Source organism: Shewanella sp. 125m-1, assembly GCF_052977065.1.
The window spans coordinates 1-25,614 of the sequence record NZ_JBRILT010000034.1 but is presented as its reverse complement, the minus strand read 5'-3'; the positions used below and the strand labels follow the sequence as shown (position 1 = coordinate 25,614).

24 protein-coding genes are annotated in these 25,614 nt (G+C 44.6%); 15 read left to right on the top strand and 9 right to left on the bottom strand.

The window, feature by feature from the left end:
- Nucleotides 1-248: 248 nt before the first annotated feature.
- The 9 genes from sfsA (at nt 249) to ACVBIK_RS14530 (ending at nt 7,734) form a co-directional block, all read left to right on the top strand.
- Entirely contained in the window at nt 249-953 is a 705-nt protein-coding gene (gene sfsA / locus ACVBIK_RS14570; RefSeq protein WP_447169975.1) for a DNA/RNA nuclease SfsA, read from the top strand.
- A gap of 159 nt (nt 954-1,112) precedes the next feature.
- Nucleotides 1,113-1,556, top strand: a complete 444-nt coding sequence (dksA, locus tag ACVBIK_RS14565; protein ID WP_248998233.1) for an RNA polymerase-binding protein DksA — start codon at nt 1,113-1,115, stop codon at nt 1,554-1,556.
- A 54-nt stretch (nt 1,557-1,610) separates the two neighbouring features.
- A complete protein-coding gene (gluQRS, locus tag ACVBIK_RS14560) occupies nt 1,611-2,489 on the top strand; it encodes a tRNA glutamyl-Q(34) synthetase GluQRS (RefSeq protein WP_447169974.1) in 879 nt (292 codons plus the stop codon).
- 180 nt (nt 2,490-2,669) lie between these two features.
- Nucleotides 2,670-3,974, top strand: a complete 1,305-nt coding sequence (gene pcnB, locus ACVBIK_RS14555) for a polynucleotide adenylyltransferase PcnB (RefSeq protein WP_447163154.1) — start codon at nt 2,670-2,672, stop codon at nt 3,972-3,974.
- Nucleotides 3,974-4,468 (top strand): 2-amino-4-hydroxy-6-hydroxymethyldihydropteridine diphosphokinase, encoded by a 495-nt coding sequence (gene folK / locus ACVBIK_RS14550; protein WP_447160941.1) that lies wholly within the window; start codon nt 3,974-3,976, stop codon nt 4,466-4,468. The genes pcnB and folK overlap by 1 nt, the downstream gene beginning before the upstream one ends.
- 135 nt (nt 4,469-4,603) lie before the next feature.
- Entirely contained in the window at nt 4,604-5,398 is a 795-nt protein-coding gene (gene panB, locus ACVBIK_RS14545) for a 3-methyl-2-oxobutanoate hydroxymethyltransferase (protein ID WP_447160940.1), read from the top strand.
- Between the two features lie 64 nt (nt 5,399-5,462).
- Entirely contained in the window at nt 5,463-6,314 is an 852-nt protein-coding gene (gene panC / locus ACVBIK_RS14540) for a pantoate--beta-alanine ligase (RefSeq protein WP_447169973.1), read from the top strand.
- 489 nt (nt 6,315-6,803) lie between these two features.
- Nucleotides 6,804-7,310 carry a DUF4124 domain-containing protein gene (locus ACVBIK_RS14535; RefSeq protein ID WP_447169972.1) on the top strand — a complete coding sequence of 169 codons (507 nt, stop codon included), beginning with the start codon at nt 6,804-6,806 and terminating at the stop codon, nt 7,308-7,310.
- Nucleotides 7,311-7,395: 85 nt separating this feature from the next.
- Nucleotides 7,396-7,734, top strand: a complete 339-nt coding sequence (locus tag ACVBIK_RS14530) for a DUF4144 family protein (RefSeq protein ID WP_447160937.1) — start codon at nt 7,396-7,398, stop codon at nt 7,732-7,734.
- Between the two features lie 128 nt (nt 7,735-7,862).
- Here ACVBIK_RS14530 and ACVBIK_RS14525 read toward each other — a convergent pair whose 3' ends face one another.
- From ACVBIK_RS14525 to mpl, 5 genes are all read right to left on the bottom strand, one after another.
- A complete protein-coding gene (locus tag ACVBIK_RS14525) occupies nt 7,863-8,633 on the bottom strand; it encodes an ABC transporter permease (protein WP_447160982.1) in 771 nt (256 codons plus the stop codon).
- 2 nt (nt 8,634-8,635) lie between these two features.
- Nucleotides 8,636-9,580 (bottom strand): ABC transporter ATP-binding protein, encoded by a 945-nt coding sequence (locus tag ACVBIK_RS14520; protein WP_447169971.1) that lies wholly within the window; start codon nt 9,578-9,580, stop codon nt 8,636-8,638.
- Between the two features lie 147 nt (nt 9,581-9,727).
- The gene (hpt, locus tag ACVBIK_RS14515; RefSeq protein ID WP_447160935.1) at nt 9,728-10,261 is read right to left on the bottom strand and encodes a hypoxanthine phosphoribosyltransferase; all 534 of its coding nucleotides are present in this window, start codon (nt 10,259-10,261) and stop codon (nt 9,728-9,730) included.
- A 7-nt stretch (nt 10,262-10,268) separates the two neighbouring features.
- Entirely contained in the window at nt 10,269-10,922 is a 654-nt protein-coding gene (locus ACVBIK_RS14510; RefSeq protein WP_447160934.1) for a flavin prenyltransferase UbiX, read from the bottom strand.
- Entirely contained in the window at nt 10,919-12,313 is a 1,395-nt protein-coding gene (gene mpl, locus ACVBIK_RS14505; RefSeq protein WP_447163151.1) for a UDP-N-acetylmuramate:L-alanyl-gamma-D-glutamyl-meso-diaminopimelate ligase, read from the bottom strand. The genes ACVBIK_RS14510 and mpl overlap by 4 nt, the downstream gene beginning before the upstream one ends.
- A gap of 374 nt (nt 12,314-12,687) precedes the next feature.
- Here mpl and ACVBIK_RS14500 point away from each other — a divergent pair, with 374 nt between their 5' ends.
- The 3 genes from ACVBIK_RS14500 to ACVBIK_RS14490 all read left to right on the top strand — a co-directional run bounded on the left by ACVBIK_RS14500 (nt 12,688) and on the right by ACVBIK_RS14490 (nt 15,698).
- Entirely contained in the window at nt 12,688-14,004 is a 1,317-nt protein-coding gene (locus tag ACVBIK_RS14500) for an anaerobic C4-dicarboxylate transporter (RefSeq protein WP_447169970.1), read from the top strand.
- Nucleotides 14,005-14,132: 128 nt separating this feature from the next.
- On the top strand, nt 14,133-14,777 hold the full coding sequence (gene bluB / locus ACVBIK_RS14495; RefSeq protein ID WP_447169969.1) for a 5,6-dimethylbenzimidazole synthase: 645 nt from the start codon (nt 14,133-14,135) through the stop codon (nt 14,775-14,777).
- A gap of 207 nt (nt 14,778-14,984) precedes the next feature.
- Entirely contained in the window at nt 14,985-15,698 is a 714-nt protein-coding gene (locus tag ACVBIK_RS14490; protein WP_447160930.1) for an oxidative stress defense protein, read from the top strand.
- A 348-nt stretch (nt 15,699-16,046) separates the two neighbouring features.
- On the opposite strand, the gene ACVBIK_RS14485 is transcribed toward ACVBIK_RS14490, so the two are convergent.
- The 4 genes from ACVBIK_RS14485 to ACVBIK_RS14470 all read right to left on the bottom strand — a co-directional run bounded on the left by ACVBIK_RS14485 (nt 16,047) and on the right by ACVBIK_RS14470 (nt 21,675).
- Nucleotides 16,047-17,228, bottom strand: a complete 1,182-nt coding sequence (locus ACVBIK_RS14485; RefSeq protein WP_447160929.1) for a porin — start codon at nt 17,226-17,228, stop codon at nt 16,047-16,049.
- Between the two features lie 236 nt (nt 17,229-17,464).
- Entirely contained in the window at nt 17,465-19,324 is a 1,860-nt protein-coding gene (locus ACVBIK_RS14480; protein WP_447169968.1) for a diguanylate cyclase, read from the bottom strand.
- A 326-nt stretch (nt 19,325-19,650) separates the two neighbouring features.
- The gene (locus ACVBIK_RS14475; RefSeq protein WP_447160927.1) at nt 19,651-20,931 is read right to left on the bottom strand and encodes an O-acetylhomoserine aminocarboxypropyltransferase/cysteine synthase family protein; all 1,281 of its coding nucleotides are present in this window, start codon (nt 20,929-20,931) and stop codon (nt 19,651-19,653) included.
- Nucleotides 20,932-21,150: 219 nt separating this feature from the next.
- Complete coding sequence (locus ACVBIK_RS14470; RefSeq protein ID WP_447160926.1) at nt 21,151-21,675, bottom strand: DUF3087 domain-containing protein; 525 nt, start codon at nt 21,673-21,675, stop codon at nt 21,151-21,153.
- A gap of 414 nt (nt 21,676-22,089) precedes the next feature.
- On the opposite strand from ACVBIK_RS14470, the gene ACVBIK_RS14465 reads away from it, so the two are divergent.
- The 3 genes from ACVBIK_RS14465 to ACVBIK_RS14455 all read left to right on the top strand — a co-directional run bounded on the left by ACVBIK_RS14465 (nt 22,090) and on the right by ACVBIK_RS14455 (nt 25,051).
- Entirely contained in the window at nt 22,090-23,442 is a 1,353-nt protein-coding gene (locus tag ACVBIK_RS14465; RefSeq protein WP_447169967.1) for a Na+/H+ antiporter NhaC family protein, read from the top strand.
- A 147-nt stretch (nt 23,443-23,589) separates the two neighbouring features.
- Nucleotides 23,590-24,306: a hypothetical protein gene (locus ACVBIK_RS14460; RefSeq protein WP_447169966.1), complete on the top strand. Its 717-nt coding sequence runs from the start codon at nt 23,590-23,592 to the stop codon at nt 24,304-24,306.
- Between the two features lie 7 nt (nt 24,307-24,313).
- Nucleotides 24,314-25,051 carry an RNA pseudouridine synthase gene (locus ACVBIK_RS14455; protein WP_447169965.1) on the top strand — a complete coding sequence of 246 codons (738 nt, stop codon included), beginning with the start codon at nt 24,314-24,316 and terminating at the stop codon, nt 25,049-25,051.
- Nucleotides 25,052-25,614 lie beyond the last annotated feature (563 nt).

Genomic DNA, 25,614 nt, shown 5'->3' with positions numbered 1-25,614 from the left:
TTTTCGACAACCAGCCTATTTTTAGTGCAAGCAGTCTACTGGATCCTTATCTATTTCTAAAGGCAGCGCTTCAAACTGCGCAGCTATAGTAGTGGAACTATTTAAAGACAGGTTAAAGCCCTTAATACAAAATGACTGCTGTAGAACCAAAGCTACAAAACCACTGATACAAAGCCTTCGCCATCCACCGCCAACTTTAACCAAAACTCTGTTAACCTATCGCAAAATCATTCATATAAAGAAGCCTTATGCAATTTATCCCTAGCTTCGAAAGTGGCGTGCTCATCCAACGTTACAAACGCTTTCTAACCGACATTACCCTTGATAACGGTGAAGAGGTGACAATTCACTGCCCCAACACTGGCTCGATGAGAAACTGTTTATTTGTAGGTGAAAAGGTGTGGTTCTCTGTGTCTGACAATCCTAAGCGAAAATATAGCCGTACTTGGGAGCTAGCCGAAACACCTGAAGGCCATATGATTGGCATTAACACTGGCCGCGCTAATGCTCTCGCAGAAGAAGCGATTAACAACGGCGTTATCAGCGAACTGCAAGGTTATGGCTCACTACGCCGAGAAGTAAAATATGGTAGCGAAAATAGTCGTATCGATATTCTGCTCGAAGATGCTGATAAAGCTAACTGCTATATAGAAGTCAAAAGTTGTACTTTATTAGAAGAGGGGCAAGGTTACTTTCCAGATGCTGTCACTACACGTGGGCAAAAACACTTGCGAGAACTGATGGAAATGGTCCAGCAAGGTCAACGAGCCGTATTACTATTTGTTGTTCAGCATTCGGGTATAAATAGTGTGCAAGCTGCGGCGCATATTGACCCAGATTATGCCGCACTACTTAGCGAGGCTCATGTAAAAGGTGTAGAGATAATCGCCTATAAAGCCAACTCATCGCCTATAGAGACACGTTTGGTTAAATCCTGTCCAGTTAGGCTTTAATTCAAAAGATAGGGTTGAAATTGTCCGTAATAGCGGACATAGTCAAAGAATAGACCCCGATTAACACAAATTATTTGCCTAGTATAAAGCTTTCTGGTATAGATAGCGGCCGTTATTAAATGACGCCCTACAACGCAAATGATTAACAGGAGATGCGTTATGCCTCAAGGCACTAGAAAACTTGGCGTGCTCGCTATCGCAGGTGTAGATCCTTACCAGGAAAAACCAGGTGAGGAGTACATGAACGAGGCTCAATTGGGTCACTTTAAGAAGATTCTTGAAGCATGGCGTAACCAATTGCGTGAAGAAGTCGATCGCACTCTTAATCACATGCAAGACGAAGCTGCGAATTTCCCAGACCCTGTCGACCGTGCAGCTCAGGAAGAAGAGTTCAGCTTAGAATTACGTGCTCGAGATAGAGAGCGTAAGCTTATTAAGAAGATCGAAAAGACAATGCAAAAGATTGAAGAAGATGATTTTGGCTTCTGTGAATCTTGCGGTATCGAAATCGGTATTCGTCGATTAGAAGCTCGTCCAACAGCCGATCAGTGTATCGACTGTAAAACGCTTGCTGAAATCAAAGAAAAGCAAATGGCAGGTTAATTTCTGTCTGAAGTGCGGAGCTTAGGCTCCGCTCTTTCGTTTTATTATCAGCACATGATTAATACGACTCCCTATATAGGCCGTTTTGCGCCGTCCCCATCTGGTCCTCTTCATTTTGGTTCATTAATCGCTGCCCTCGGCAGTTTTTTGCGTGCCCGCTCGCAAGGCGGAAAATGGCTGGTTCGTATCGAAGATATCGACCCACCACGTGAAATCTTAGGCGCAAGCAATGCTATTTTGAAAACCCTTGAAGCCTATGGCTTAGAGTGGGATGACAGCGTGCTCTATCAGAGTCAACGCCTTGATGCATACCAAGCTAAAATTGAGCAGTTACTTGCTGATAATCAAGCTTATTATTGTCAATGCACACGCAAACAGATCCAAAGCATGGGCGGTAGTTACGACAGCCGATGTGGCACGTTATTACAGCCTCTGACACAAGGCGCTATTCGAGTACGTAATCCGTACGCAATCGAGCATTTTATCGACCAGCATATGGGGCGAGTGTCAGTTGATAAAGGCTTTGCTAGTGAAGACTTTATTATCAAGCGTAGCGATGGATTATATGCTTATCAGCTCGCAGTCGTGCTCGATGATATTCATCAGCAAATTACTGAGGTGGTAAGAGGATGTGATCTGCTGGAGCCGACTTGTCGTCAAGAAAGCTTATATCAGATCCTAAAAGCACCGGTGCCCAAATGGCTACACTTGCCGTTAGCCTGTGCAGAAAAAGGCAGAAAACTGTCTAAGCAAAATCATGCGGCTGCGATCGATAATTTACACCCGCAAGCCAGTATTAACGCGGCCTTAGCTTTTCTAGGCCAACGTCCGGTGACTATGGAGTCTCACGTAAGTAAGATGATTGAACAGGCCGTGAGTCAGTTTGATTTGGCCAAGGTGCCAAAACAATCGGAAATACTGCTTGATACGTGAGATCAATCGTATACTCATTAAGCTTTAATTGAGTTATCATAGCGCACTTGTTTTTACCCAAATTAAGATCCAAATCAGAGGTGTCCCATTTTTCGCCGTATTAGCCAATTCTGTAAACAGCTATTTGAAGATAGTCCAAAAGCTGAAGAACACACACAGACAGGTCTTAGTTTAGAGGTCGTGTCTAGAAATGCGCACGCTATTTCTCGCAAACAGATCAGTGACAATGCGATCAAAGTACTCTATAGACTGCACAAGTCAGGCTTTAAAGCTTACTTGGTAGGCGGTGGTGTACGCGATATTTTATTGGGCTTGCAACCAAAAGACTTCGACGTTGTTACCAATGCCACCCCTGAAGAAATTAAACGCTTATTCCGTAACTGCCGACTAGTTGGCCGTCGCTTCCGTCTCGCGCATATCGTTTTTGGACGCGATGTCATTGAAGTTGCGACCTTACGTGGCCATCACGTTGATAGCGGTGAAAAAATCTCAAAGACTAATGAGTCGGGTCGTCTATTACGCGACAATGTCTATGGCAGTATTGATGAAGATGCCGAGCGTCGTGATTTTACCGTCAACGCCCTGTATTACGATATCAGCGATTTCTCTATTCACAGCTACGGCGGTGGATTACAAGATTTAGAGTCTCGTACTATTCGCTTAATTGGCGATCCTGAGACGCGCTATCGTGAAGACCCTGTGCGTATGCTACGTGCAGTGCGTTTCGCCACTAAACTGGATATGACTATTGAAGCGAAAGCCGCAGAACCGATTAAAGGTTTAGCGGGTTTGCTTAAAGATATTCCAGCTGCCCGCATGTATGAAGAAGTACTGAAGATGTTTTTCGCCGGAAAAGCGCTGCAAAACTTTAATATGATGCGTGAATTTGGCCTTTTCGAACCGTTATTCCCATTAGTAGAAACACTGCTAAAAGAATATCCAAACGGTGAAACCGCTAAGTTAATGCAAGAGATGATGCAAAGTACTGATGAGCGGGTTGCCCAGGATAAACCGGTTACCCCAGCATTTTTCTATGCAGCACTGCTTTGGTATCCATTGAGCCAGCGTGCCGATGATATTGCAGTAGAAAGTGGCCTATCAACCTATGATGCATACACTGCAGCTATGGGTGATATTATGGAGCAGCAATGCCGCTCGATTAGTATTCCGCGCCGCTTTAGCACTGTAGCCAAAGACATTTGGCAGTTACAACTTAGATTCGAGCGTAACAAGGGCACCAAAGCTTATCGATTTATGGAGCACCCTAAGTTTAGGGCCGCTTACGATCTACTCTTGCTACGTGGCAATGCTGAAGGCGGCCTTACCGCTAAAAATGCTGCTTGGTGGAAGAGCTTTGTCGAAGGCAATGAAGATCAGCGCAATGTGATTGCTCGCTCAGCCAATAAAGGCGGCCGTAACCGTAATTCTAATCAACGCCGACGCCGCAAGCCTGGTACAAAACCGGCGCCAAATTCTGCAGAATAATGGCTCAAGTATATATTGCATTAGGCGCAAACTTAGCCGATCCGATTAGCCAGCTCAATAGTGCTTGTGAAGCATTATTGAGTTTGGCAAGTCCGGGCTCTCTTGTCATTTCTCCCTACTATCGCTCAGCCCCTATGGGAGATGTCGAGCAGCCTGATTACGTTAATGCTGTTGCTGGATTTCACACCCGCTTGCCTCCTATTGAACTCCTCGATGCATTGCAACATATTGAAAACCAGCAAGGCCGTTTACGCGCACTTCGCTGGGGACCAAGAACACTCGACCTCGACTTGTTACTCTATGACGATCAACACATCGATATTCCTCGCCTAGTGGTGCCCCACTATGGCATGCGTGAACGCAGCTTTGTACTGGTACCTCTGAGCGATATCGCCCCAGAGCTCATCTTGCCAGATAATACGCCGCTATCGAGTCTTATCAATAAGTCATTAAAAGCAGAGTTAGTATTGGCACAAGCGTCAACTGTGAAATAACAGACATTCAGTCAATGTTGATTTCTGCTAGTATGGCGAGCATCTGTTTAAATAAATATTCGACACCGAGATCATTGAAGTTGAGCCTTTATTGGCATATAACAACCTCACAAATTGGGTTTTAAAATTACCATTATGTCCAAAATTACAAGTTCTACACTGCGTACCTTTAAGCAAGAAGGTAAGAAATTCACTGCATTAACGGCCTATGATGCCAGCTTTGCTAGCGCGTTCGATAGTGAAGGTATTGACGTGTTATTAGTCGGTGATTCAATGGGAATGGTACTACAAGGACATAGCGACACCCTGCCAGTAACGGTTGACGATATTGCCTACCATACTCGTTGTGTACGTCGTGGTATTGAGCGTTCACTGCTGATCGCTGATATGCCATTTATGAGCTATGCCACGCCTGAACAAACCATGATTAATGCCACAACGCTGATGCAAGCTGGCGCTAGCATGGTTAAGGTTGAGGGCGGTAAGTGGCTGCTAGAAAGTGTCGCGATGCTGACTGAGCGCGGCATTCCAGTCTGTGCTCATTTAGGACTAACGCCGCAATCAGTTCATGTTTTTGGTGGCTTCAAAGTACAGGGTCGTGACGCCGATAATGCCCAGCGTATTCTTGATGAGGCTAAAGCCTTAGAATCCGCAGGCGCACAGTTGTTGGTCGTAGAATGTATTCCAGCACCGTTAGCAAAAGCGATTACTCAAGCACTTACTATTCCGGTGATAGGTATTGGTGCAGGTAAAGACACCGATGGCCAGATCTTAGTTATGCACGATGTACTTGGGATCTCTAGCGGCTATATTCCCCGTTTTTCTAAAAACTACCTCAAGCAGACCGGTGAGATCCGCGCAGCTGTTCGTGCTTATATTGACGAAGTGGCTCAAGGCGCTTTTCCTGGCGAAGAGCATACCTTTAACTAATTATCTGCTCCTAGTCCATCCACTGGGAGCGCATTTTCAAATTGAGTGTTAGAGCAGTAAAACCATGATCACGACTCAATCTATTTCAGATATCCGTGCGCAAATCAAAGCATGGCGTCAAAAAGGTGAAACCGTTGCATTTGTCCCCACTATGGGTAACTTGCACTTAGGCCATATCACCTTAGTCAAAGAAGCTAAAACCCGTGCCGACCATGTCGTTGCCTCTATCTTTGTCAATCCGATGCAATTTGGTCAAAACGAAGATTTAGATGCCTACCCAAGAACCTTGGCCAACGACCAAGCCGCATTGACGGCAGCGGGAGCCGAACTGCTGTTCACCCCAACGCCAGCCATCATCTATCCAAAAGGAATGGATGCACAAACCTATGTTGAAGTACCGAGTATTTCAGAGCAGCTTTGTGGCGCTAGCCGCCCTGGTCACTTTAGAGGTGTGGCAACTATCGTCTGCAAGCTATTTAACATAGTACAGCCCGATATTGCGGTATTCGGACAAAAAGACTTTCAGCAGTTATTAGTGATCCGCACTATGGTTGAAGACCTCTCTATGCCGATTGAGGTTGTCGGCGTTGATACCATACGTGAAGCTTCTGGCCTTGCCATGAGCTCGCGCAACGGTTACCTAAGCGAGGAGCAAAAAGCTCAGGCATCACAGATTAAGCGCAGCTTAGACAAGATGGCCACGGCGCTCACTGCTGGCTTAGCAATTAAAAATGTTATAGCACAGGCGCAAGCCGAGTTAACCGAGGTAGGCTTTAAAAACGATTACCTTGATGTACGAAATGCCAATACTTTTGCTAGCGCGACTGCGGATGATAGCGAATTGGTCATTCTGGTTGCTGCCTATATGGGCTCGACACGATTGATTGACAATCTCGTCGTCAATTTGGCGAACTAACATTTATCTATCTGTGCTTGCAGTACTTGCGTTCAGTGCTTAAGTTCCAGTACTTGCGTTTAAGTGCTAGATTTAAGTGCTAATTTAAGTATCGGCCCATAAGCATTTTGATGCTGTGCAATTTAACGGTTCACAACTTAGTTTTGAGCCGTTTTTTATTGCACAAACATCAGCAGAGCTTGCCAAAAATGGCCATTCTCCACAGTTACAGCACCAATCACTAGATTAAAGAACCATCAAGCAATAGCTCCAAAAATCATCAAGTTAATAACTCATCCCTGCCTGCTATATAGGAGTTATCGATACTTTTAAAGTGCAATTTTTTAGTGTCAAAAAACTGGTGTTTTCAGTCAACTTAAGCCATAGTACGCACGTTGTTAATTTTTAAGTACTATTGTTAATCAAAAACAACCTGCACGCTAAATCAACATAGATTTACTGATATCGACTAAGTACTGTTATCGACGGTCAATAAGGATAGTTAGCCGGATGGCGAGAGTAATTTTCACTTTAATTTGCCTGATTCTTACTGCTTCTGCACAGGCCAATGGTATTTTTAAGTGCATAAAAAACGACAAAATCGTTTTTAGTCAGCAGTCGTGTCCAAAAGAATTCCGTCAGCATAAAATCGAGTATCAGCTAGGGATCACCACTGAAACCGATTCAGATAAACGCACCAAAGTGCAAGATCCGCTACAAGCCTTACTTAACAAAAAAACCATCTCTAAAAAACGCTTACTTCAACTACTTGATAGCGAAGTGTATCGCCTACGCCAAGAAAACAGCTATTACGAAATACTCAGAGCCAGCGAATTGCAAAAACTTGAACGTGACCGTTATTGGCAGAAGAAACCACTTAATGATCCTGAATATGTAGCATCACTCAAAGAGATGAATCTACACTTCGACCAACTCGTGCAAGTTAACGCTGATGCCATTACCCTGCTTAGTGATAGAAAATCATTGATAGAACAAGAAACCACTGCAGCAAACTAAGCAGTGATTGCTATCATCTCTTACCTACATATTTAAACAACATCTTTTAATGGCCGCCCGAGTCGACGACAAGGAGACTTTTCAAATGGATATCCAATCCCTTAATTGGCCTATTTTGTTAAAACAAAAGCAGCAAGACGAGCTTTTCTACCTTGACTCTATAGATGACTATGCAGAGCAGACAAGCATGCTCGCTGAGCTTCACAACGCCATCTTTATCGATAGTGATGGCAAAAGCTATCAACTAGATAAGAGTCATCACACGCCATGTTTGCATTTGTGTTCACCTCAAATCGATTTTGAGACCCTGCTCCAATGGACACGTCTGCATGCTAGCCAAGCAGGACACTGCTGCACCAGTAAACTCAGTGCTAAGGATATAAGGTCATTGTTTGAGATTATCGCGTTTATCGAGCATCAATAAGCCAATACAAAGATCAATACTAATACCAACAGAAACAAAAACGCCAACAGCAAAACTGTTGGCGTTTTTTCAATCAGCATCTCAATTGCTATTATACCAATTGAGATGCTGTAAGCGCTCAGCGCTGATCAACTTCTAAGGCCAATGCCGCGAGAGATCAAGTAGTAAGCCACACTCCACAAACCAACACAGAACCCCACCATCACAGCTACAGATAAGGGGATGCTCATATCTGCGTATCCCAAGAAGCCATAGCGAAATACGTTGATCATGTACACAACAGGATTAAGTGCCGACACGCCTTGCCAGAAATCTGGTAGCAGTGACAACGAGTAAAACACGCCGCCTAAGTAGGTCAAAGGCGTTAAAACGAAGGTGGGTACAATACTGATATCATCGTAACTCTTCGCAAAGACCGCATTGATTAAGCCGCCCAAGGAAAACAGTATCGACGTCAGCAACACAGTCACGACCACTAAACCTGCATGATGAATGGTGATATCCACAAAGAACATCGCCACCATGGTGACAATAGCGCCCACGCATAAGCCACGGGCAACACCGCCGCCGACATAACCGGCGATAATCACATAATGAGGCACTGGCGCAACAATTAACTCTTCCAGGTTTCGCTGAAACTTAGCGCTGAAAAATGATGAGGCCACATTAGAATATGAACTGGTGATCACCGCCATCATGATAAGGCCTGGCGCGATAAACTCCATATAGGACACCCCGCCCATATCACCGATCCGCTTACCAACAAGATTACCGAAAATTAAGAAATACAGCGTCATAGAAATAGCTGGCGGTACTAGCGTTTGTACCCAAATACGGGTGAAGCGGTTAATCTCTTTGGTTAAAATACTTTTAAAAGCCGTGAAATACAGCGCATTCATATTCATTTCACATCTCCGCTATTTTTACCCTTTTCAACTAACTCAACAAACAGCTCTTCTAGACGGTTCGCCTTGTTACGCATCGATAATACCTGAATACCTAACTCGCTGAGTTGCACAAATACGCTATTTAAGCCCTGCTCTTTAGCCACATCAACTTCCAATGTATGGCTATCGCTAAGACGGCATTCGACGCCGACAAGCTGAGGCTCTATGCTCAAATCGTCTCTTAAATCGAGAATGAAGGTTTCCATATTTAGGCGACTAAGCAGCGACTTCATGCTAGTGCATTCCACCAGCACACCTTTGTCGATAATGCCGATATTACGACATAGCATTTCTGCTTCTTCTAAATAATGCGTAGTAAGAATGATCGTCACGCCCTGGGCGTTGAGCTCAGTTAGGAAGGTCCACATTGAGCGGCGTAACTCAATATCCACCCCTGCGGTTGGCTCATCGAGGATAAGCAGCTTAGGCTCATGCATCAATGCGCGAGCTATCATTAAGCGTCGCTTCATACCGCCTGAAAGCTCACGGGCAGCGCTATTGCGCTTTTCCCACAAATCGAGCTGACTTAGATATTTTTCGGCTCTAGCCAGTGCGACATCGCGTTTTACGCCGTAATAGCCAGCCTGGTTAACCACGATTTGCAGTACTGTCTCAAATTGATTGAAATTGAACTCTTGCGGCACTAATCCAATACACAGCTTAGCCAGTTCTAACTCTTTATCGATGTCGTGCTCGAACACAAAGACTTTACCCGCGCTCTTTTGTACCAGTGAGCTAATCACGCCTATCGTGGTCGATTTTCCTGCGCCATTGGGTCCTAAAAGTGCAAAAAAATCACCTTTATTTACCGTTAAGCTGATCCCTTTAACCGCTTCTACTCCGCCTTTGTAGGTTTTTTTAAGAGAGTCGATAACGAGGGCGGCTTCTGAATTTGCCATGGTTATTTCAATCCATTTGAAAGATATATAAAAACTCCCGCGATTGCGGGAGTCGATAAGGTAATTACGTCTCAAAATGAGCACTCAAATCAGTATGCAATCACAGCCTAATTCCAATGCCTATTTTGTTACGTAATTGATACCTAGTTAGTCCTCTAACGGGACAACTTTAGCGATGTAAGGCAGGTTACGGTACTGCTCTGCATAGTCGATACCATAACCAACGATAAACTCGTCAGGGATAGTAAATCCAATGAAATCAACTGGTACATCTACTTCGCGGCGTTCAGGCTTATCAAGCAACGTACAAAGGGCTAGGCTCTTTGGCTCACGTAGCATCAGCATTTCGCGCACCTTGTTCAAGGTATTGCCTGAATCAATGAGATCTTCAACGATCAGTACATCACGCCCCTGAATTTCAGACTGTACGTCTTTAAGGATTTTTACGTCGCGGCTGCTACTCATCTCATTACCGTAGCTTGATACCGACATAAAATCGATTTCAACATGACCTTTAATACGTCTGCAAAGATCTGCCATAAAAACAACAGAACCTTTCAACAAACCTACCATCAATAGACGGTCGCTATCAGCATAATGAGCATTGATCTGCTCAGCCAAAATATCCAATTTTTGATTGATCTCTTCAGCAGTGATCATCACTTCAGTGGTGTGTTTCATAAAACTCTCAGTAGTCGATGTCGCTAACGTTATGTTTGTCATAACCCCAACGATTCGTTAGTGCATGGTTAACGCCCAAATGGTCAAGAATTCGGGCGACCATGAAGTCTACCAGATCTTCAACCGATTTGGGATTATGATAAAAGCCTGGCGCCGCGGGCATAATGGTCACACCGAGCTTTGAAAGTGACAACATATGCTCTAAGTGTATGGCACTAAACGGAGTTTCTCGCGGAACAACGATTAATTGACCACGCTCTTTAATTACTACATCGGCAGCTCTTTCAAGCAAATTATTACTCATACCTGTGGCAACGGCCGCTAACGTACCTGTGCTACAAGGGCAGATAACCATCTGCTTAGGTGCGGCAGAACCCGATGCAGGCGGCGAAAACCACTCCTCTTTGCCAAGTACAATCAGCTCACCGCCGACGTCACCAAACTGCGCCAGTAGCTGCATCTTGGCTTTATCGCCATTAGCGCTCAGCTGCAAGCCTTGCTCTGTAGCCAATACTACCCTAGCGGCAGAAGAGATCATCAAGAACACCTGATAATCACTTTTCAATAAGATCTCGAGCAGTCTCAGTCCGTAAGGTGCACCAGATGCACCGGTCCACGCCAGGCTGATCGACTTTTCTGCTTTACGGTATGTTGAAGTCATGACTCATTATTTACCTGTTTGCTGCGAAGCTTAGTAAGCAGCTTTTGATGTAAGCCACCGAAACCACCATTACTCATTACAATAATAGTATCAGTGCTAGTCGCTTGTGCTGCGACCTTATCAACAATCTCATCAATATCGAATAAGACCTCGACCGGAATTGAAGCAGAGCGCATTGCAGAACTCACATCCCAGTCGATATTGCCAGCTTGATACAGATAAGCATTACTCGCTAACGCTAATGAGTTAGCCAAGGTATCTTTATGTACGCCGCTTTTCATGGTGTTCGAGCGCGGCTCTAAAATTACTGTGACTTTAGCGTCGCCTACACGCGCACGCATGCCATTAAGTGAAGTCGTAATCGCTGTTGGGTGATGGGCAAAGTCATCATAGACTTCAATCCCATTAACCGTATCAAGCAGCTCCATACGACGCTTAGGCGGTGCAAACTGAGTTAATGCAGCAATGGCAGCCTCAGGTTTAACGCCCACATGTCTTGCTGCTGCCATCGCCATAACGGCATTCTCAATATTGTGCTGGCCGATTAATTGCCAATCGAGCACACCTTGTGATTCACCATCGAAGAAGACTTCAAACTTATGACCATCTTCGGTCAAATTTACCGCATACCAACCCTGTGAGCTTTGTGCAAGATGATAAGTCTCTTGCTCGCTCCAGCAGCCCATATCTATCACTTGTTGCACGCTCGCCGCATCGGCAGGCCATATAACTTTGCCTTCGCCCGGCACGGTGCGTATTACGTGATTAAACTGACGCTGGATCGCTTTTAAATCATCAAAAATATCAGCGTGATCAAACTCTAAGTTGTTAATCACTAAGGTGCGAGGCTGATAATGTACAAACTTAGAACGCTTATCGAAAAACGCGCTGTCGTATTCATCAGCTTCTACCACAAAGAAAGGTGAACCACCAAGACGGGCTGACACCCCAAAGTTTTGCGGTACGCCGCCAATCAAGAACCCAGGCTCATAGCCACAATCTTCTAAAATCCATGCGAGCATGCTTGAGGTTGAGGTTTTACCGTGAGTGCCTGATACCGCTAGCACCCAGCGCTGAGGCAAAATATGCTCAGCTAAAAACTGTGGACCTGAGGTGTACTTAAGGCCACGATTTAATACCGCTTCAACACAAGGGTTACCTCGGCTCATCGCATTACCAATCACCACCAAATCAGGCGCGTCATCTTCACTGCTACCGAGCTGAGATGGATCGAAGCCTTGGATAAGCTCAATGCCTTGCTCTTCAAGTTGCGTGCTCATTGGCGGATAAACATTGGCATCACTGCCGGTGACTTTGTGCCCTTCTGCTCTAGCCAATAACGCTAGACCGCCCATGAAAGTGCCACAAATCCCTAAAATATGTACGTGCATACCAGTCACTCTGATGAATGAAAAATCTGCCTCATTCTACCCAATTGCGTGCCAGTTTGGCAGTTAACTCGCGTTTAAATCTGTTGAGTCACACTCGGCCTTAGCACGGCATAGCTCATTTAAACTATTTACACCAGATTAGTGCCGTGATTTCTCGCCACTATTTCTCGCCACAGGGGGCATGTGTAACTTCACAGTTTTTGCCAAAACTTCGACAAATGATTGCGCCCTATCACCTTGCTGTCATCGCGCTATTTAAGCATTCGGTAACATACGGTATAACTCCATCTTAACAGCGAGCTTCAATGGCACGCTTTATCATTATCGCTCAGTCAATACGCCTGTTTGCGCAAAAATCCTAAAGGAACCCCGCTATGTTTTTCATACATATGCTCTTGTTGTTAACTGTAATTTTTGTGGGGATCCGCCACGGTGGTGTGGCCTTTGGTTTACTCGGTGGTTTAGGTGTTTCGGTATTAGCGTTTGCATTTGGCATTGCGCCAGGCTCGCCCCCTATCAATGTAATGTTGATTATTCTCGCTGTCGTTGCCGCATCAGCGACACTTGAGGCCACAGGAGGCCTCAAACTATTGGTTCGCTACGCCGAAAAGCTACTGCGCAAACACCCAAACCAAATCGTCTTTCTTGGCCCTCTTTGCACTTATTCATTGACTGTATTGGTGGGTACGGGTCACTCGGTTTACCCGCTATTGCCGGTTATCTATGATATCGCCTATAAAAAAGGCATTCGCCCAGAGCGCCCGCTAGCAATAGCCACTGTAGCCTCGCAGATGGGGATCACTGCTAGCCCAATTGCAGCAGCGGCAGCGGTCGTTATTGCCACCTCGATGGAAAACAATCTCGATATCAGCTTGGTTGACGTACTCGTCGTCACGATTCCGTCGACCTTAATAGGTGTGTTAGTCGCATCAGCCTGGAGCCTTAAGCGCGGTAAAGATCTGGATAAAGACCCAGAGTTTCAAGCGCGCCTTCAAGATGAAGAATTTAGAAATAGCCTAGTTGATAGCGAAGTTGAAACTGACGATGTAGCTAAATCAGACAGCACCGCGAAGAAAGGGTTAAGTATTTTTCTACTGGGTATATTGTCGGTTATTGCCCTAGCCATATTCAGCGAACAACTGCTGCCTGAAGGGGTCAAGATGTCGGTAGCAATTCAGTTTATGATGCTATCGGTTGGTGCGGTGATATTACTGGCGACTAAAATTGATCCGAAGAAAATCGTACACAGCAATGTGTTTATCGCGGGTATGACAGCGGTGATCATTATCTTCGGTATTGCTTGGCTAAGTGACACCATTATTGGTCATCACAAAGCGTATTTGATTGAATCAGTTAGCGATATTGTTCATGCCCATCCCTGGTCATTTGCCATAGCAATGTTTACCGCTTCGGTATTTCTTAAAAGCCAAGCTGCAACGCTGACCATCATGCTACCGCTTGGATTCTCATTAGGTATTCCCGCACCTGTTCTTATCGGTGTCCTGCCAGCTTGTTACGCATACTTTTTCTTCCCGTTCTACCCAAGTGACTTAGCCGCCATCAGCTTTGATAGAACTGGCAGCACCCATATTGGTAAGTACATAGTGAATCACAGCTTTATCATGCCAGGCTTTATCGGTGTGGTAACGGCAACGGTTATAGGCTACTTTATCTCTATGATCGTCAATTAGTTTTAAACTAAAATAAAGCTGATTTAGCAAACATATCGTTAAGTTCTAAGGCGTCATATTTTGTATATACGACGCCTTTTTATTATCTCGATTTCATGCAGAGAGCACTATTTCATGCAGATAACCCTATGAGCCGCCAATTTTCAGCCGATGACAGCCTTTTACTTGCCGATATTATTCAACTAAGGCGCGATGTAAGAGGTAATCGCTTTCTAGCTACCGATATTGATAATGACATCATGGATAAGCTACTCAACGCCGCCTTAAATGCCCCGTCAGTAGGCTATTCTCAACCTTGGCAATTTGTAGTCATCCGCTCTGATAACGTTAAACAACAAGTACATCAATCATTTGTTAAAGAAAATGCCGCTGGCGCTAAGCAGTTTAGCTCTACTAAACAGCAGCAATATCAGAACTTAAAGCTTGAGGGGATCATGGAAGCCCCGGTCAATTTAGCCGTTTTTTATCAACCAGTTTCAAAGCCCGTGCTGGGACAGACCAGCATGCCTGATATGGGGCGATTTAGCGTAGTTTGTGCGATTCAAAACCTCTGGTTAATGGCTCGCTCACTCAATATTGGTGTAGGTTGGGTCAGCATCGTCGATCCAGAAGCCATTAAAACAATACTCAATGCCCCCAGCAATAGTGAGCTTATTGGCTACCTATGTATTGGCTATGTTGAAGATTTTCTCTCTGAACCTGAGTTAAAAACTGCTGGTTGGGAAAAACAAAAAAACAAGAGCCAGGTGATATTTACCGAGAGCTTTAACTAATACCAAGCGGCATAAAACTATCGAGATAAACTAAAGAACCGCTCTGCTAGAAAAACCACATTAAAAAAAACTAATTAAAAAATAATTAAAAAAATAGTTAAAAAAATAGTTAAAAAAATAAAACCCTTTTTAAAAATGACTACGTTTATACATAACAAGATAAACAAACCTTGATAAATCTCATCCGTTTTTACTTTTGGAGTCATTATGAAATCATCAATTATCGCAGCACTCATCTCAGGCCTTATTGCTTCAACTAGCATGATAAGTACCGCTCATGCAGCCGACGGCCTAGATTTTCCTAGCCTCAACACTGTAGGCACAAGCCAGCTCACCGTAAAAGCGGATATGGCAGAAGTTAATGTTGAAGTGGTGATTAAGGCAAAGACCGCACTGGAAGCCAAAACAGAATCAGATAAAGCCGTGGCTCGCTTTTTACAACGCCTAGAAAAAGCTGGCGTTAATAAAGAGCGAGTGCAAAGCGCCAATATCAGCCTACAACCGCAATACCGCTATGAGAAAGATAAGCCTAATCAGCTTACCGGTTATAGCGCTAGCCGCCGCATCAAAGTCACAGTGATGGATTTAGCTAAGCTTAATAGCATCCTTGATTCAGCCCTTGAGCAAGGGATAAACCGCATCAATAACATCGCGCTAAAGTCGAGTAAAGAAACGCAATATGTTGAACAAGCAAGAATGGCCGCGATAAAAGATGCCCAACAGAAAGCGAAGATGCTGGCTGAAGGGTTTGGGGAAAAACTCGATGGTGTTTGGCAGATTAGTTACTTTGAGCAGCGCCCTATTCAACCGGTAATGTTACGTATGAACTCTGAAGCAGCAAGCTTCGATGCAGCTCAAACTTACCAGCAAGGGCAGGTCGTGATCCAAGATAGAGTCGAAGTGACCTATCGCTTAAAATAGCCTTATTAGGTTAAATGAAGTAGAAAAAAGGCTTACCCAGTTTCAATTTCAACTAGGTAAGCCTTTAATGTTATTAAAACTATACCCAAACGACTTGAACATGCTCATTTCAGAGGCCTTGCGCGAGTTCAATTCTAGGCGTATTAGCGTAGGAATGGTAACTCCCTTTTAAGCTAGTGCAACAACGAAGTGGGCTTGCGCAAAGCCTTCTTCGATGGGGTTTAATGCACTTTCTGCTGCGTTATTGATCTTGCTAAGGGAACAACCATTAACTGCAATCAACGCCTTGCTTAAAGCGCATTAAATTCCCACTGAACCCTGCATCTTCAGGTGGCTTGGGTATATATACTACAGAATAAAGCGTACGCCTATTGCAACACCATCATCTTCAGGTTTACCCATCAGCTTTTCTTGCTCTTTATTAGTACTGTCAAAGTTACTCAAATCTTTACGGCCTTCAAGATAGAAAATAACACTGTTTTGCCAAATATAGTGCCCGCCGGCAACGAGTGATTCACGCTCAAAAATATCACCGTTATAAGCGTCTTCATATTCGTCACCCGCCTTTAAGATGTTGTACGAGATAAATACCTTAAAGTCATCTTCAAATAGGTAGGAGAAAAGTGACTCTAGACCCGTTGCATCCGGGATAATCCGCCCAATATTATCGGTATCATGGTATTGCTGTTGATTGGCATTTAATGCCGCATAAAACCCGTCGTCGTCCCATGCTCCCCAGGTAACACCGCCACCATAAATATAATCAGTTTCGGTTAGTCGCGAACCATTAGACGATCTCGCTTTAAACTCACCAAAGTTGGCACCAGCAGTGAAGGTCAGCCTATCGGTTGCATCAAGAGTCAGGCCTGCACCGTAGGTATAGTTATACTCAACATGAGTGACTGTTGCAGGAGTCGTTACCATTGCCGCTACTTGGTCTACCGGTTCGATAACATCGAAGGAGTCATCTTTTAACTGTGCCTGCAACGCAAAACTAAACATACCAAAGCTGTTACGGTACTGCAGTGCTTTATCGGCACGGCCCGTACCATTAAAGGAGCCATCTCCTTGATAAGTGTATGTACCAGATGCATTACCATCCCATACAAAGCCATAGTTAGTATTATAAACAACGTCATACCATGCCCCCCACTGCTTACCAATAGCGAGGGAGCCAAGCTTGTCATGACTAACACCGACATAGCCTAAGCGATTGCTCAGAAAGTTATCAGTGGTGGTTTCAAAGAAACTTTCACTGCTATATGACAGGTTCGTATCACCAAAAGGGTTTACCCCCCACTCGAGCTTAGCGTAAGCCTTCCAGTCATCAGACATCTCACGTGTAAAACCAATATTGACTCTAGAGCTACCGTTTACGACTTGAGTCTGTCCTTGGGTATCGATAATACGTGCATCAAGGTAGCCGCCAATTCCTATGGAGTTTTTATCATCTTTATAGATTTCAACAGCGAAAGCCGATGGCGTTAAAGCCAATGTGGCAAGGGGTAATATTGCTAGCGCTTTTTTCATGGGATCTCCAACCTTGGTTATCTATTCATCAATCCGTTTAGCGAACATCCTAACTGAAATAGTCTCGCGCTCTAGCACGAATAAAATTCAGCTCTCGCTAAATAAAAAACATAGCAAACAAATGACTTAATACAAGTTTTGGCAGACTTAATCACTTGAAAACAGTGAAATAGGCTTATACTCATTCAGTCAAGGGGAAACATGTGGAATATGATAGGGGAATAGTGGTTTCGAACTTAAGCGTAACTCTGGATAAAGTACACCGCATTCTTGCCTGAAAATTTGGCCTTATAGAGTCCCTTGTCCGCCTGATTAACTAGCTCTGTTAAACACCTTTGCTGCTCAGTTAACGCCGTAACACCAATACTCACGGTCAACTCAATAGTCACATCGTCAAATGTATACGCTTGAGCGGCAATCCCCTCACGCAAACGGTCGGAGATCTGCATCGCCTCCTCTTGACTTGTCTCTGGCAAGACAATTAAAAACTCTTCACCACCAATTCGGCCAATTAAGTCTCTCTCTCTTAGCCAACGAGCACCACGTTTCGCCACCGCTTGAATGGCGAGATCACCAACATGATGGCCGTATTGATCATTAATGGATTTGAAGTTGTCGATATCGAAAATGATCACCGCTAAACGTCGCTGCTTCTTAAGCGCTTTATCGACCATACGCTGCCCAAGGCTAAAGGTATGCGCGCGATTAGCAATCCCCGTTAGAAAATCGGTTTGTGCACTAAGCTTAAAGGCTTTGCGTGATTGCCACAAAAACAAGATTGCGATCAGAAGGACTGTGGCCACTAAGAAGAAGATGCTTAACCTTAAGTCATAGATGCGCTCTTTATCGACCACCGCCGCTAAACTCAGCTCATTAATCGCTAGCTTGTTCGCTAGCAGTAGATTCTCGAATTCAGCGACTTTAGAGTTATGATCTAAGGCTAAATCAATCACTTCATTATCAATAATCTGATTATTAGTTTGCCGCTCTTGATCGATCACTTCTAGCAAGATGTTTACCGCAGTTAAGTAATGCTGCTCATCCAAGGCAATAATCGCATTAGCCTTTAGCGTCAAACTGGTCATATTTTTAGGGAAACTACGGTCTTGTTTAAAAATACGCGCCATCGCCGCTGCTCTTTCAACATCTCCGGTTCGCAAATAAGCTTCGGCTAAAAAGAGAAAGCCACTGCTTACGAAATACTGCTCTTGGGTGGTATCTTGCAAAGAAATTGCTTTTTCTAAATGCTCAATCGCCTTGGCATACTGGTGTGTTGCCAGTGCAACTCGACCTGCATTAAGGTGGGCAAAAAAACCAAAGTCGATAAACTCTGGCGCCGACTCCGTTAATTTAAATTGCTGCTCAATATTATGCTTTGCCTTGTCCCAGTCACCGAGCTTAACCGCTTCACTAATCATATTGTGCTGCATGTTAAACATATCTTGAATATCGTCTATCTCACTCCATGTTTGATAGGCTTTTTCAAAGTTGCTATAGCCACGTTTATGTAAACCGACCGTACGGTAGAGCGACCCTGTTGCGTTATAAATCATCGCCTTACGGTTATAATTAGTATTGGCTTCAGTTTCAATAAGCAGCATAGCTTCATCAAGCAAGGCAATGCCTTGATGAACATTGGTAACCTTGTTATAGCAAAAAGCATTTTGGGTCAGTGTTTTGGCTAGGAGCTCTTTATCGCTTTGTTGTCGGGCCAATACCAAGGCTTTTTTTCTGTCGACGCAATAAACCAGGGGATCGTTGCTCTTTAAGTAGAGAGCAAAAGAGCGCTCTAGGTAACTGTCGATCAAAACGTTAGATGCACCAAGCGGCTTTGCGATGGCTATAGCTTGATCGTAGCGGGCAATCGCTTGATCAAGTTGACGGTTTTTTTCATATTGCTGAGCATACAAAAAATGCAGTTGGGCTTGGTCTTGAATACTGGCGTGAGTAAAATTTAAATCGAAACTATCAAGAAGGGTCAGTCCATCGGCCGTAGAAGCGTCAGCAAGCTGTTGCTCTAAAGATTGTAATGATTGTGATACTTGCGCGCATATACCCGCTACAGAGGCCAAATAAGCCACTGTAAAAAGTATCATTGTCTTTAGCCATTTTGTTGCAACAAGCACTGCCAACCCAGGTTCTTTTACAAAAATCCTCAGCCAGCTTAACACAAACACCTATCCTGTATATAGGCTTGATTTAATAAGGACTTATCATTAGAAGCCCCCCTTTACATAGCCCATATTTTTTATGCTAAAACAGCAGAAAATCGCTTCATATTAATATCAATAAGCAGTGAAGATAACGGTAAATATCAATATTAAACACACAAAAGGCTAGCGACCTGCGCTAGCCTTTTGTACTGAATCGACACCAGCAAGAACATGACGGATTAACGCTTCACTACAGCTTGTTCTGTACATTAACTCGCTTTATCTAGTGCCTGCGCCACGTCGCTAATGATGTCATCAATATGTTCGATGCCCACTGAAATACGCACTAAATCCTCTGACACCCCAGCTTTGGCTAATTCTGTTGCATCCAATTGCCTATGAGTGGTTGAAGCAGGATGACAGGCTAAAGACTTCGCATCGCCAATATTAACCAATCGCAAAATCATCTGCAGTGCATCAATAAAGCGCCCCCCAGCCACTTTGCCATCATCGGCCTTTATTCCAAAACTGATGATCCCTGATGCCTTACCACCTGTAATTTTATGGCAGTTATCCTGAAACGGGCTATTTTCAAGCGCAGCATAGTTCACCCAGCTCACCTTGGGGTGCGACGCTAAATACTGAGCTAAGGCCAAAGCGTTGTCACAATGACGCTCCATTCTTAACGCCAAGGTTTCTAGCCCTTGTAACAGCAAGAAAGCGCTCTGAGGCGCTAATGCGGCGCCAGTATTACGCAGCGGCACAACGCGGCAACGGCCAATAAAGGCTGCCGGACCGAATGCCTGGGTATAAACCACACCATGGTAAGACGGGTCGGGCTCATTGAGTAGCGCAAAACGCTTAGGCTGCGCTGTCCAGTCAAACTTGCCACTATCGATAATTGCGCCGCCAATAGTGGTGCCATGGCCGCCGATGTATTTAGTCAAAGAATGGATAACGATATCTGCACCATGTTCAAATGGTTTACACAGCACGGGCGTGGCAACCGTGTTATCTACAATCAAGGGCACACCGTGCTTGTGAGCAATGGCAGCTAAACGCTGTAGGTCAACAATATTGCCCGCAGGATTGCCAATCGATTCGCAAAATAGCGCCTTGGTTTTATCATCAATCAATGCATCAAGCTGCTCGAAATCATCAAAGCCTGCCATACGTACTTCAACACCTTGACGCGGCAAAGTATGAGCAAACAAGTTGTAGGTGCCGCCATAAAGCTGGCTGGTGCTAACGATGTTGTCGCCCACTTCGGTGAGCGCTTGAATCGCATAGGTAATGGCCGCCATACCCGATGCAAGTGCGAGGGCACCGATGCCGCCTTCTATCGCCGCAAGGCGCTGTTCAAGCACATCTGTCGTTGGGTTCATGATGCGAGTGTAGATGTTGCCAGGCACTTTTAAGTCAAAGAGGTCTGCACCATGCTGGGTATCATCAAAGGTATAAGAGGTCGTTTGATAAATTGGAACCGCTGCAGCCTTGGTGGTCGCTTCCGATTTATATCCGTGGTGCAGAGCTAAAGATTCGAGTTTCATCGCGTCATGTCCTATTCCATTTGATTGAAATACGAACATAACAGTTAGCCATCTAGAAGTCTAAATAATTTTAAAGCCCGAACTTTAAAGCTAAAGTTTGAAAGCTAGAGTTTTAAAGCTAGAGTTTTAAAGCTTGGGCTTAAACTCAAAGTCGCCTGCATTGTAAACGCGACTCGATGGCCCAAGCTGCCCCAATGGTGCAGAGCTAATACAGCAATCTTAAATCTTATCGAGTATTTCCGGCTCAAACTGCTCAGGCGTAATGGTTAACCCTAACGCTGCTATCTTTTCATTTAGCTGCGCCTGATCTTGCTCTACTTTGGATATCGTCAGTGTGTTGTCATCGAGGGTGTAAACCTGCTTTAAGCTAGCAAAGTAAAAACTCAAGATGATAAACGCATTGGTGTCATCATTGTCTGCTGCTGCTTTTATCTTGGCTAATTTTCGATAAATTTGGTTATGTAACTGCTTTAAACGCCAAACGTAATACACTTCTTTGAAAAACGGCTTTTGCTTTTGACTATTGAGCACCGCACTGCAGGTGGCGAGTGCTAAAAGCACACCAATAAAGTTTAAATGAAAATTCCCGGTTGATTCACCACTCGCTGACACTGGAGCACCAAAAAAGTGGATCAGCAACGCGCCAAAAGCTAGCGCCAATATTGCCAAACTTGCCACGAACCCCATGATCACTAGGTTAGTGCTCTTACGGTAGCTTTGCTTATCCACTTCCATCAATTGCATATGGGTTCTCTTATTTAAAGTCGTTATTTAGCCGATGAATAATGCCATGGCCGCGATGAGTAAAGTATATTGCAAGTAGCGCTTAGCCGCTAAAACTAAATATTAAAATGCTAAATGAAAGCACGCTAGCAATATACCCAGCATCATATGGAGCAGTGTCTAATTGGTAACTAGCCTCGGCTACTTAAGCCACACCTAAATAACCCAACCGAGTTCACAAGTTTCATTAATTACTCGGTTAGCGGTAAAAACATCTAGACGTCTAAATTGACAGGCGTCTTTCAATCTCATATCCTCTCAACTATTGAGATGTACCATTCTATGATTTAGCTAACACTAATGACGAGTCTGTTCCAGCTAGGAGGGCGATGGGAACAATGGTTCAAAGACTGATTGAAGATAAGAGAGATAACATTGACGACTTCCAGTAATGCCCCACAAGCCCAAAACACCGCTGCGGCCACGGCCCCATCATTTTTAGCCCTTACGCCGCTATTTTTGTTTTTAGCCCTATTTATTGGTGCTGGCGTTTACTTTCAAAGCCAAGGCGTAGATTTTGCGTTTTATCAGCTACCCAGCGTAGTGGCGATTCTACCCGCCATTATTTTTGCTGTTTTGATTTCAAAGCAGAAGCTTAACCAAACGATTGAAACGTTTATCGCAGGCATTGGCCACTCAAATATCATCGCAATGTGTATGATTTATTTGTTAGCGGGTGCTTTTGCCGCTGTAGCTAAAGCCACTGGCGGTGTTGATGCAACGGTCGCCCTTGGCCTGTCTCTTGTGCCATCGAACCTATTACTACCTGGTTTTTTCGTCATTGCAGCATTTATAGCAACGGCCATGGGTACTTCTATGGGCACCATCGCGGCAGTAGCCCCGATTGCACTTGGCGTCGCTAACGAAGCACAAATCGACTTAGCCATTATGGCGGGCGCGGTGATCTCAGGTGCGCTATTTGGTGATAACTTATCTATCATCTCTGATACCACGATTGCAGCCACTCGTACTCAGGGCTGCCATATGAAAGACAAGTTTAAAGAAAACCTAATCTTTGCAATCCCTGCATCTATCATCACTTTGGTACTGTTCACCCTAGTGGGTCAAGGCCAAGCTGAGGTGGCGCCACAAGATATCGATTTCATCAAAGTCATCCCCTACCTAACCATTCTATTCTTAGCGGTGGCGGGTGTTAACGTATTTGTTGTACTGACTATCGGTATTTTACTCGCAGGCGTTACGGGGATAACCACTATGGATTACGGCGTGATCCAGTTTGGTAAAGATATCTATGCAGGCTTCGGTAGCATGCAAGAGATCTTCATCTTGTCTATGTTAGTCGGTGGTTTAGCCGCGCTAATGCAGCAACAAGGTGGCCTTGCTTTTGTTAGTCAACAAATTGAAAAGCTGATCGGTCGCTTCTCTAAAGCTAAAGGCGAAGCATCATGCCGCGCATCAGAGCTTGGTATGGCAGCGATTGTGGCAGCCACTAACACTTGTGTGGCCAACAACACTGTATCAATTGTGGTTACAGGCGATATTGCTAAAGACCTCGCACAGAAGCACGGCGTAACCCCAAAGCGTGCCGCCAGCATTTTGGATATCTTCTCTTGTATCATTCAAGGTCTAATTCCATACGGCGCACAGGCGCTATTAGTGGCCTCAACCTTTAGTCTTTCACCACTTGATGTTGTCACCCACGCTTGGTACTGCATGATCTTAGCCGTGGTCGCAATTGCGATTGTTATCTTGCGCAAACGCCATTAATCAGGCAAGTTATGCTAATAGAGTGTTCAAGGCGAGCGCATTAACACTCAAAAGGAGTACATCAATATGTACTCCTTTTTTGTTATCCAAACATAAAGAAGGTTGTGATAAGCCCCCTTAACACCATTATCAAATACAAAGGCTTGAATGGACGATAAATTGCAATACCAATCGATGCAATATGACCTTCACCGCTTAGTGGTGTTGATGATTTTTAGTGGCGCATTAATTACGGCAATGGGTGTATCTTTATCCGTCTGGTTTGAATATCAAAACATAGGCATTGACGTATTAAACCGCCGCGCCGATTTACTCGGAGACTATACAGAAACCCCTTTTGCCTATATCTATAATTTCTCTCTAATGATTGCGGGTCTGTGTATTTTACTGTCGATGCTAGGTTTATACCTGCTTCGCCTTGGTCACTTTAGTCACTATTTATCGCTTATCGGCTCATGTGTGGGCTTTTGCATTATCTTAATGGGCGTGTTCCCCATCAATTACCTTGAGCTTCACCGACTCGTATCGACCTGTTATCTGATTAGCACTGTGATGATGTTTTTTATCTGCATTAGCGATAAATTTAGTCGTCAATCTGTTTGTAGCTGGCCCGTGTTCTTTTGCAGCGTACTGGGGTTTATTACCGCCTCAGGGCTAGTATTTCAGTTAGACTGGCATACCTTAGACTTTGCTCCTTGCATCAATCACAATATCAAACAACATTACTGCTGGGTGCCTATCAGCATGTGGGTCTTAACCAATATCGTCATGCTTTGGTGCCTTGCATTGGCTTGGAGCATACGTAAAATTGCGATTAATAATTACCGAGAACTGTCACAGCGCTACCTCGCCGGAGACCACTAAGCCTTCCATGAGACTCGCAAAATATCTTGCCTTAACAGGCAGCTGTTCACGCCGCGCCGCCACCCGTTTAATCCGTGATGGTTTAGTACGCATTAACGACCGCCTCGCTAACCATATTGATAGTGTCACTATTATTGAAACGGCAGATGGCCAGCAATGTGTAGAGCAGATTTATGTTAACGGGGAGCTTGTTCGCGCCGTTGAAGCTAAAGCTTATTGGCTATTTAATAAAGCGGTCGGTACTGACAGTCGGCTGTTGCCGCATCTGCCAAACAGTTTATTACATCTACTGCCTGAGTCGCCAAGGCTTTACCCTATCGGCCGCCTCGATAAAGACAGCCGCGGTTTACTGATTTTAACCAACGATGGCGAGCTAACCCATCAACTGATGCACCCAGATTTTGGTCATGCTAAGACTTACCATGTGCAAGTTGACCGTGCTTTTGATGATAGTTTTCTTACCAGTATGGCTGCTGGAGTGAGTTATAAAGATGTCACCACTTTGCCGTGTATCATGCAGCGTTTAGCTACTGATAAGTATGAGATTACCTTGACTCAGGGGCTCAATCGCCAGATACGGCGTATGTCTCAGGCGTTGGGGTTTAAGGTTATCGACCTTAAACGGGTATCGATTCAAAGTTTGCAGCTTGGGGATTTGCCAGAGGGCTCTATGCGACCTTTGAGTTCCGTTGAGCTAACGGAATTGTTAGCTTCTGTTGCTTGCCCAGAAAGCTGCGCTGATTGATTTAGCCTTATCGGCTGGGGGATTAAGTTAGACTTTGTCTAACAAGTTCTATTGGAGGCAATCAAACTCCGTTTGATAAAAGGGCGTGGCTTTGCCACATATCAGGCTACGCCTGACCTTTAAGTTAGACTGCGTCTAACAACTAAAGTCGTGAGCTTCCAGCTCACACACGGCCAAGAAGGGGTCTACAGCAACCCCCTCTTGAATCTCCCCTGCCGCCCCGACGAAGTTACATGCATTAGATACGGGCCTCATACTCCAATAAAAATCGCCTAACGGCTCAGATGGGACATCCATGTCCCCCCGAGCCGGAACCATCATCCATGATGGTTCCACGACATTTTCATCTACGTACTTCGGCAACTTCGATGGGGAATAGGTGTTTTCTGTGAGCCTACAGGGGTTATCTAACTTTTTGATTATGGCTAAAAATAGAGGGGCTGTTATTTAAGAGCCAAACATCAATTCAGAAAGTTTACTCTGACCCTGAGGGATCCCCAGGAATTTAATAGCATGCTTGTGGATCCCGAACTAAGCCTTGCAGTGTCTTAATGGCCGTTCGC

Excerpts from the sequence above, each read along its gene's own strand:
- sfsA (WP_447169975.1), top strand. The coding sequence starts at position 249 with ATGCAATTTATCCCTAGCTTCGAAAGTGGCGTGCTCATCCAACGTTAC.
- dksA (WP_248998233.1), top strand. The coding sequence starts at position 1,113 with ATGCCTCAAGGCACTAGAAAACTTGGCGTGCTCGCTATCGCAGGTGTA.
- gluQRS (WP_447169974.1), top strand. The coding sequence starts at position 1,611 with ATGATTAATACGACTCCCTATATAGGCCGTTTTGCGCCGTCCCCATCT.
- folK (WP_447160941.1), top strand. The coding sequence starts at position 3,974 with ATGGCTCAAGTATATATTGCATTAGGCGCAAACTTAGCCGATCCGATT.
- panB (WP_447160940.1), top strand. The coding sequence starts at position 4,604 with ATGTCCAAAATTACAAGTTCTACACTGCGTACCTTTAAGCAAGAAGGT.
- panC (WP_447169973.1), top strand. The coding sequence starts at position 5,463 with ATGATCACGACTCAATCTATTTCAGATATCCGTGCGCAAATCAAAGCA.
- ACVBIK_RS14535 (WP_447169972.1), top strand. The coding sequence starts at position 6,804 with ATGGCGAGAGTAATTTTCACTTTAATTTGCCTGATTCTTACTGCTTCT.
- ACVBIK_RS14530 (WP_447160937.1), top strand. The coding sequence starts at position 7,396 with ATGGATATCCAATCCCTTAATTGGCCTATTTTGTTAAAACAAAAGCAG.
- ACVBIK_RS14525 (WP_447160982.1), bottom strand. The coding sequence starts at position 8,633 with ATGAATGCGCTGTATTTCACGGCTTTTAAAAGTATTTTAACCAAAGAG.
- ACVBIK_RS14520 (WP_447169971.1), bottom strand. The coding sequence starts at position 9,580 with ATGGCAAATTCAGAAGCCGCCCTCGTTATCGACTCTCTTAAAAAAACC.
- hpt (WP_447160935.1), bottom strand. The coding sequence starts at position 10,261 with ATGAAACACACCACTGAAGTGATGATCACTGCTGAAGAGATCAATCAA.
- ACVBIK_RS14510 (WP_447160934.1), bottom strand. The coding sequence starts at position 10,922 with ATGACTTCAACATACCGTAAAGCAGAAAAGTCGATCAGCCTGGCGTGG.
- mpl (WP_447163151.1), bottom strand. The coding sequence starts at position 12,313 with ATGCACGTACATATTTTAGGGATTTGTGGCACTTTCATGGGCGGTCTA.
- ACVBIK_RS14500 (WP_447169970.1), top strand. The coding sequence starts at position 12,688 with ATGTTTTTCATACATATGCTCTTGTTGTTAACTGTAATTTTTGTGGGG.
- bluB (WP_447169969.1), top strand. The coding sequence starts at position 14,133 with ATGAGCCGCCAATTTTCAGCCGATGACAGCCTTTTACTTGCCGATATT.
- ACVBIK_RS14490 (WP_447160930.1), top strand. The coding sequence starts at position 14,985 with ATGAAATCATCAATTATCGCAGCACTCATCTCAGGCCTTATTGCTTCA.
- ACVBIK_RS14485 (WP_447160929.1), bottom strand. The coding sequence starts at position 17,228 with ATGAAAAAAGCGCTAGCAATATTACCCCTTGCCACATTGGCTTTAACG.
- ACVBIK_RS14480 (WP_447169968.1), bottom strand. The coding sequence starts at position 19,324 with ATGATACTTTTTACAGTGGCTTATTTGGCCTCTGTAGCGGGTATATGC.
- ACVBIK_RS14475 (WP_447160927.1), bottom strand. The coding sequence starts at position 20,931 with ATGAAACTCGAATCTTTAGCTCTGCACCACGGATATAAATCGGAAGCG.
- ACVBIK_RS14470 (WP_447160926.1), bottom strand. The coding sequence starts at position 21,675 with ATGCAATTGATGGAAGTGGATAAGCAAAGCTACCGTAAGAGCACTAAC.
- ACVBIK_RS14460 (WP_447169966.1), top strand. The coding sequence starts at position 23,590 with ATGGACGATAAATTGCAATACCAATCGATGCAATATGACCTTCACCGC.
- ACVBIK_RS14455 (WP_447169965.1), top strand. The coding sequence starts at position 24,314 with ATGAGACTCGCAAAATATCTTGCCTTAACAGGCAGCTGTTCACGCCGC.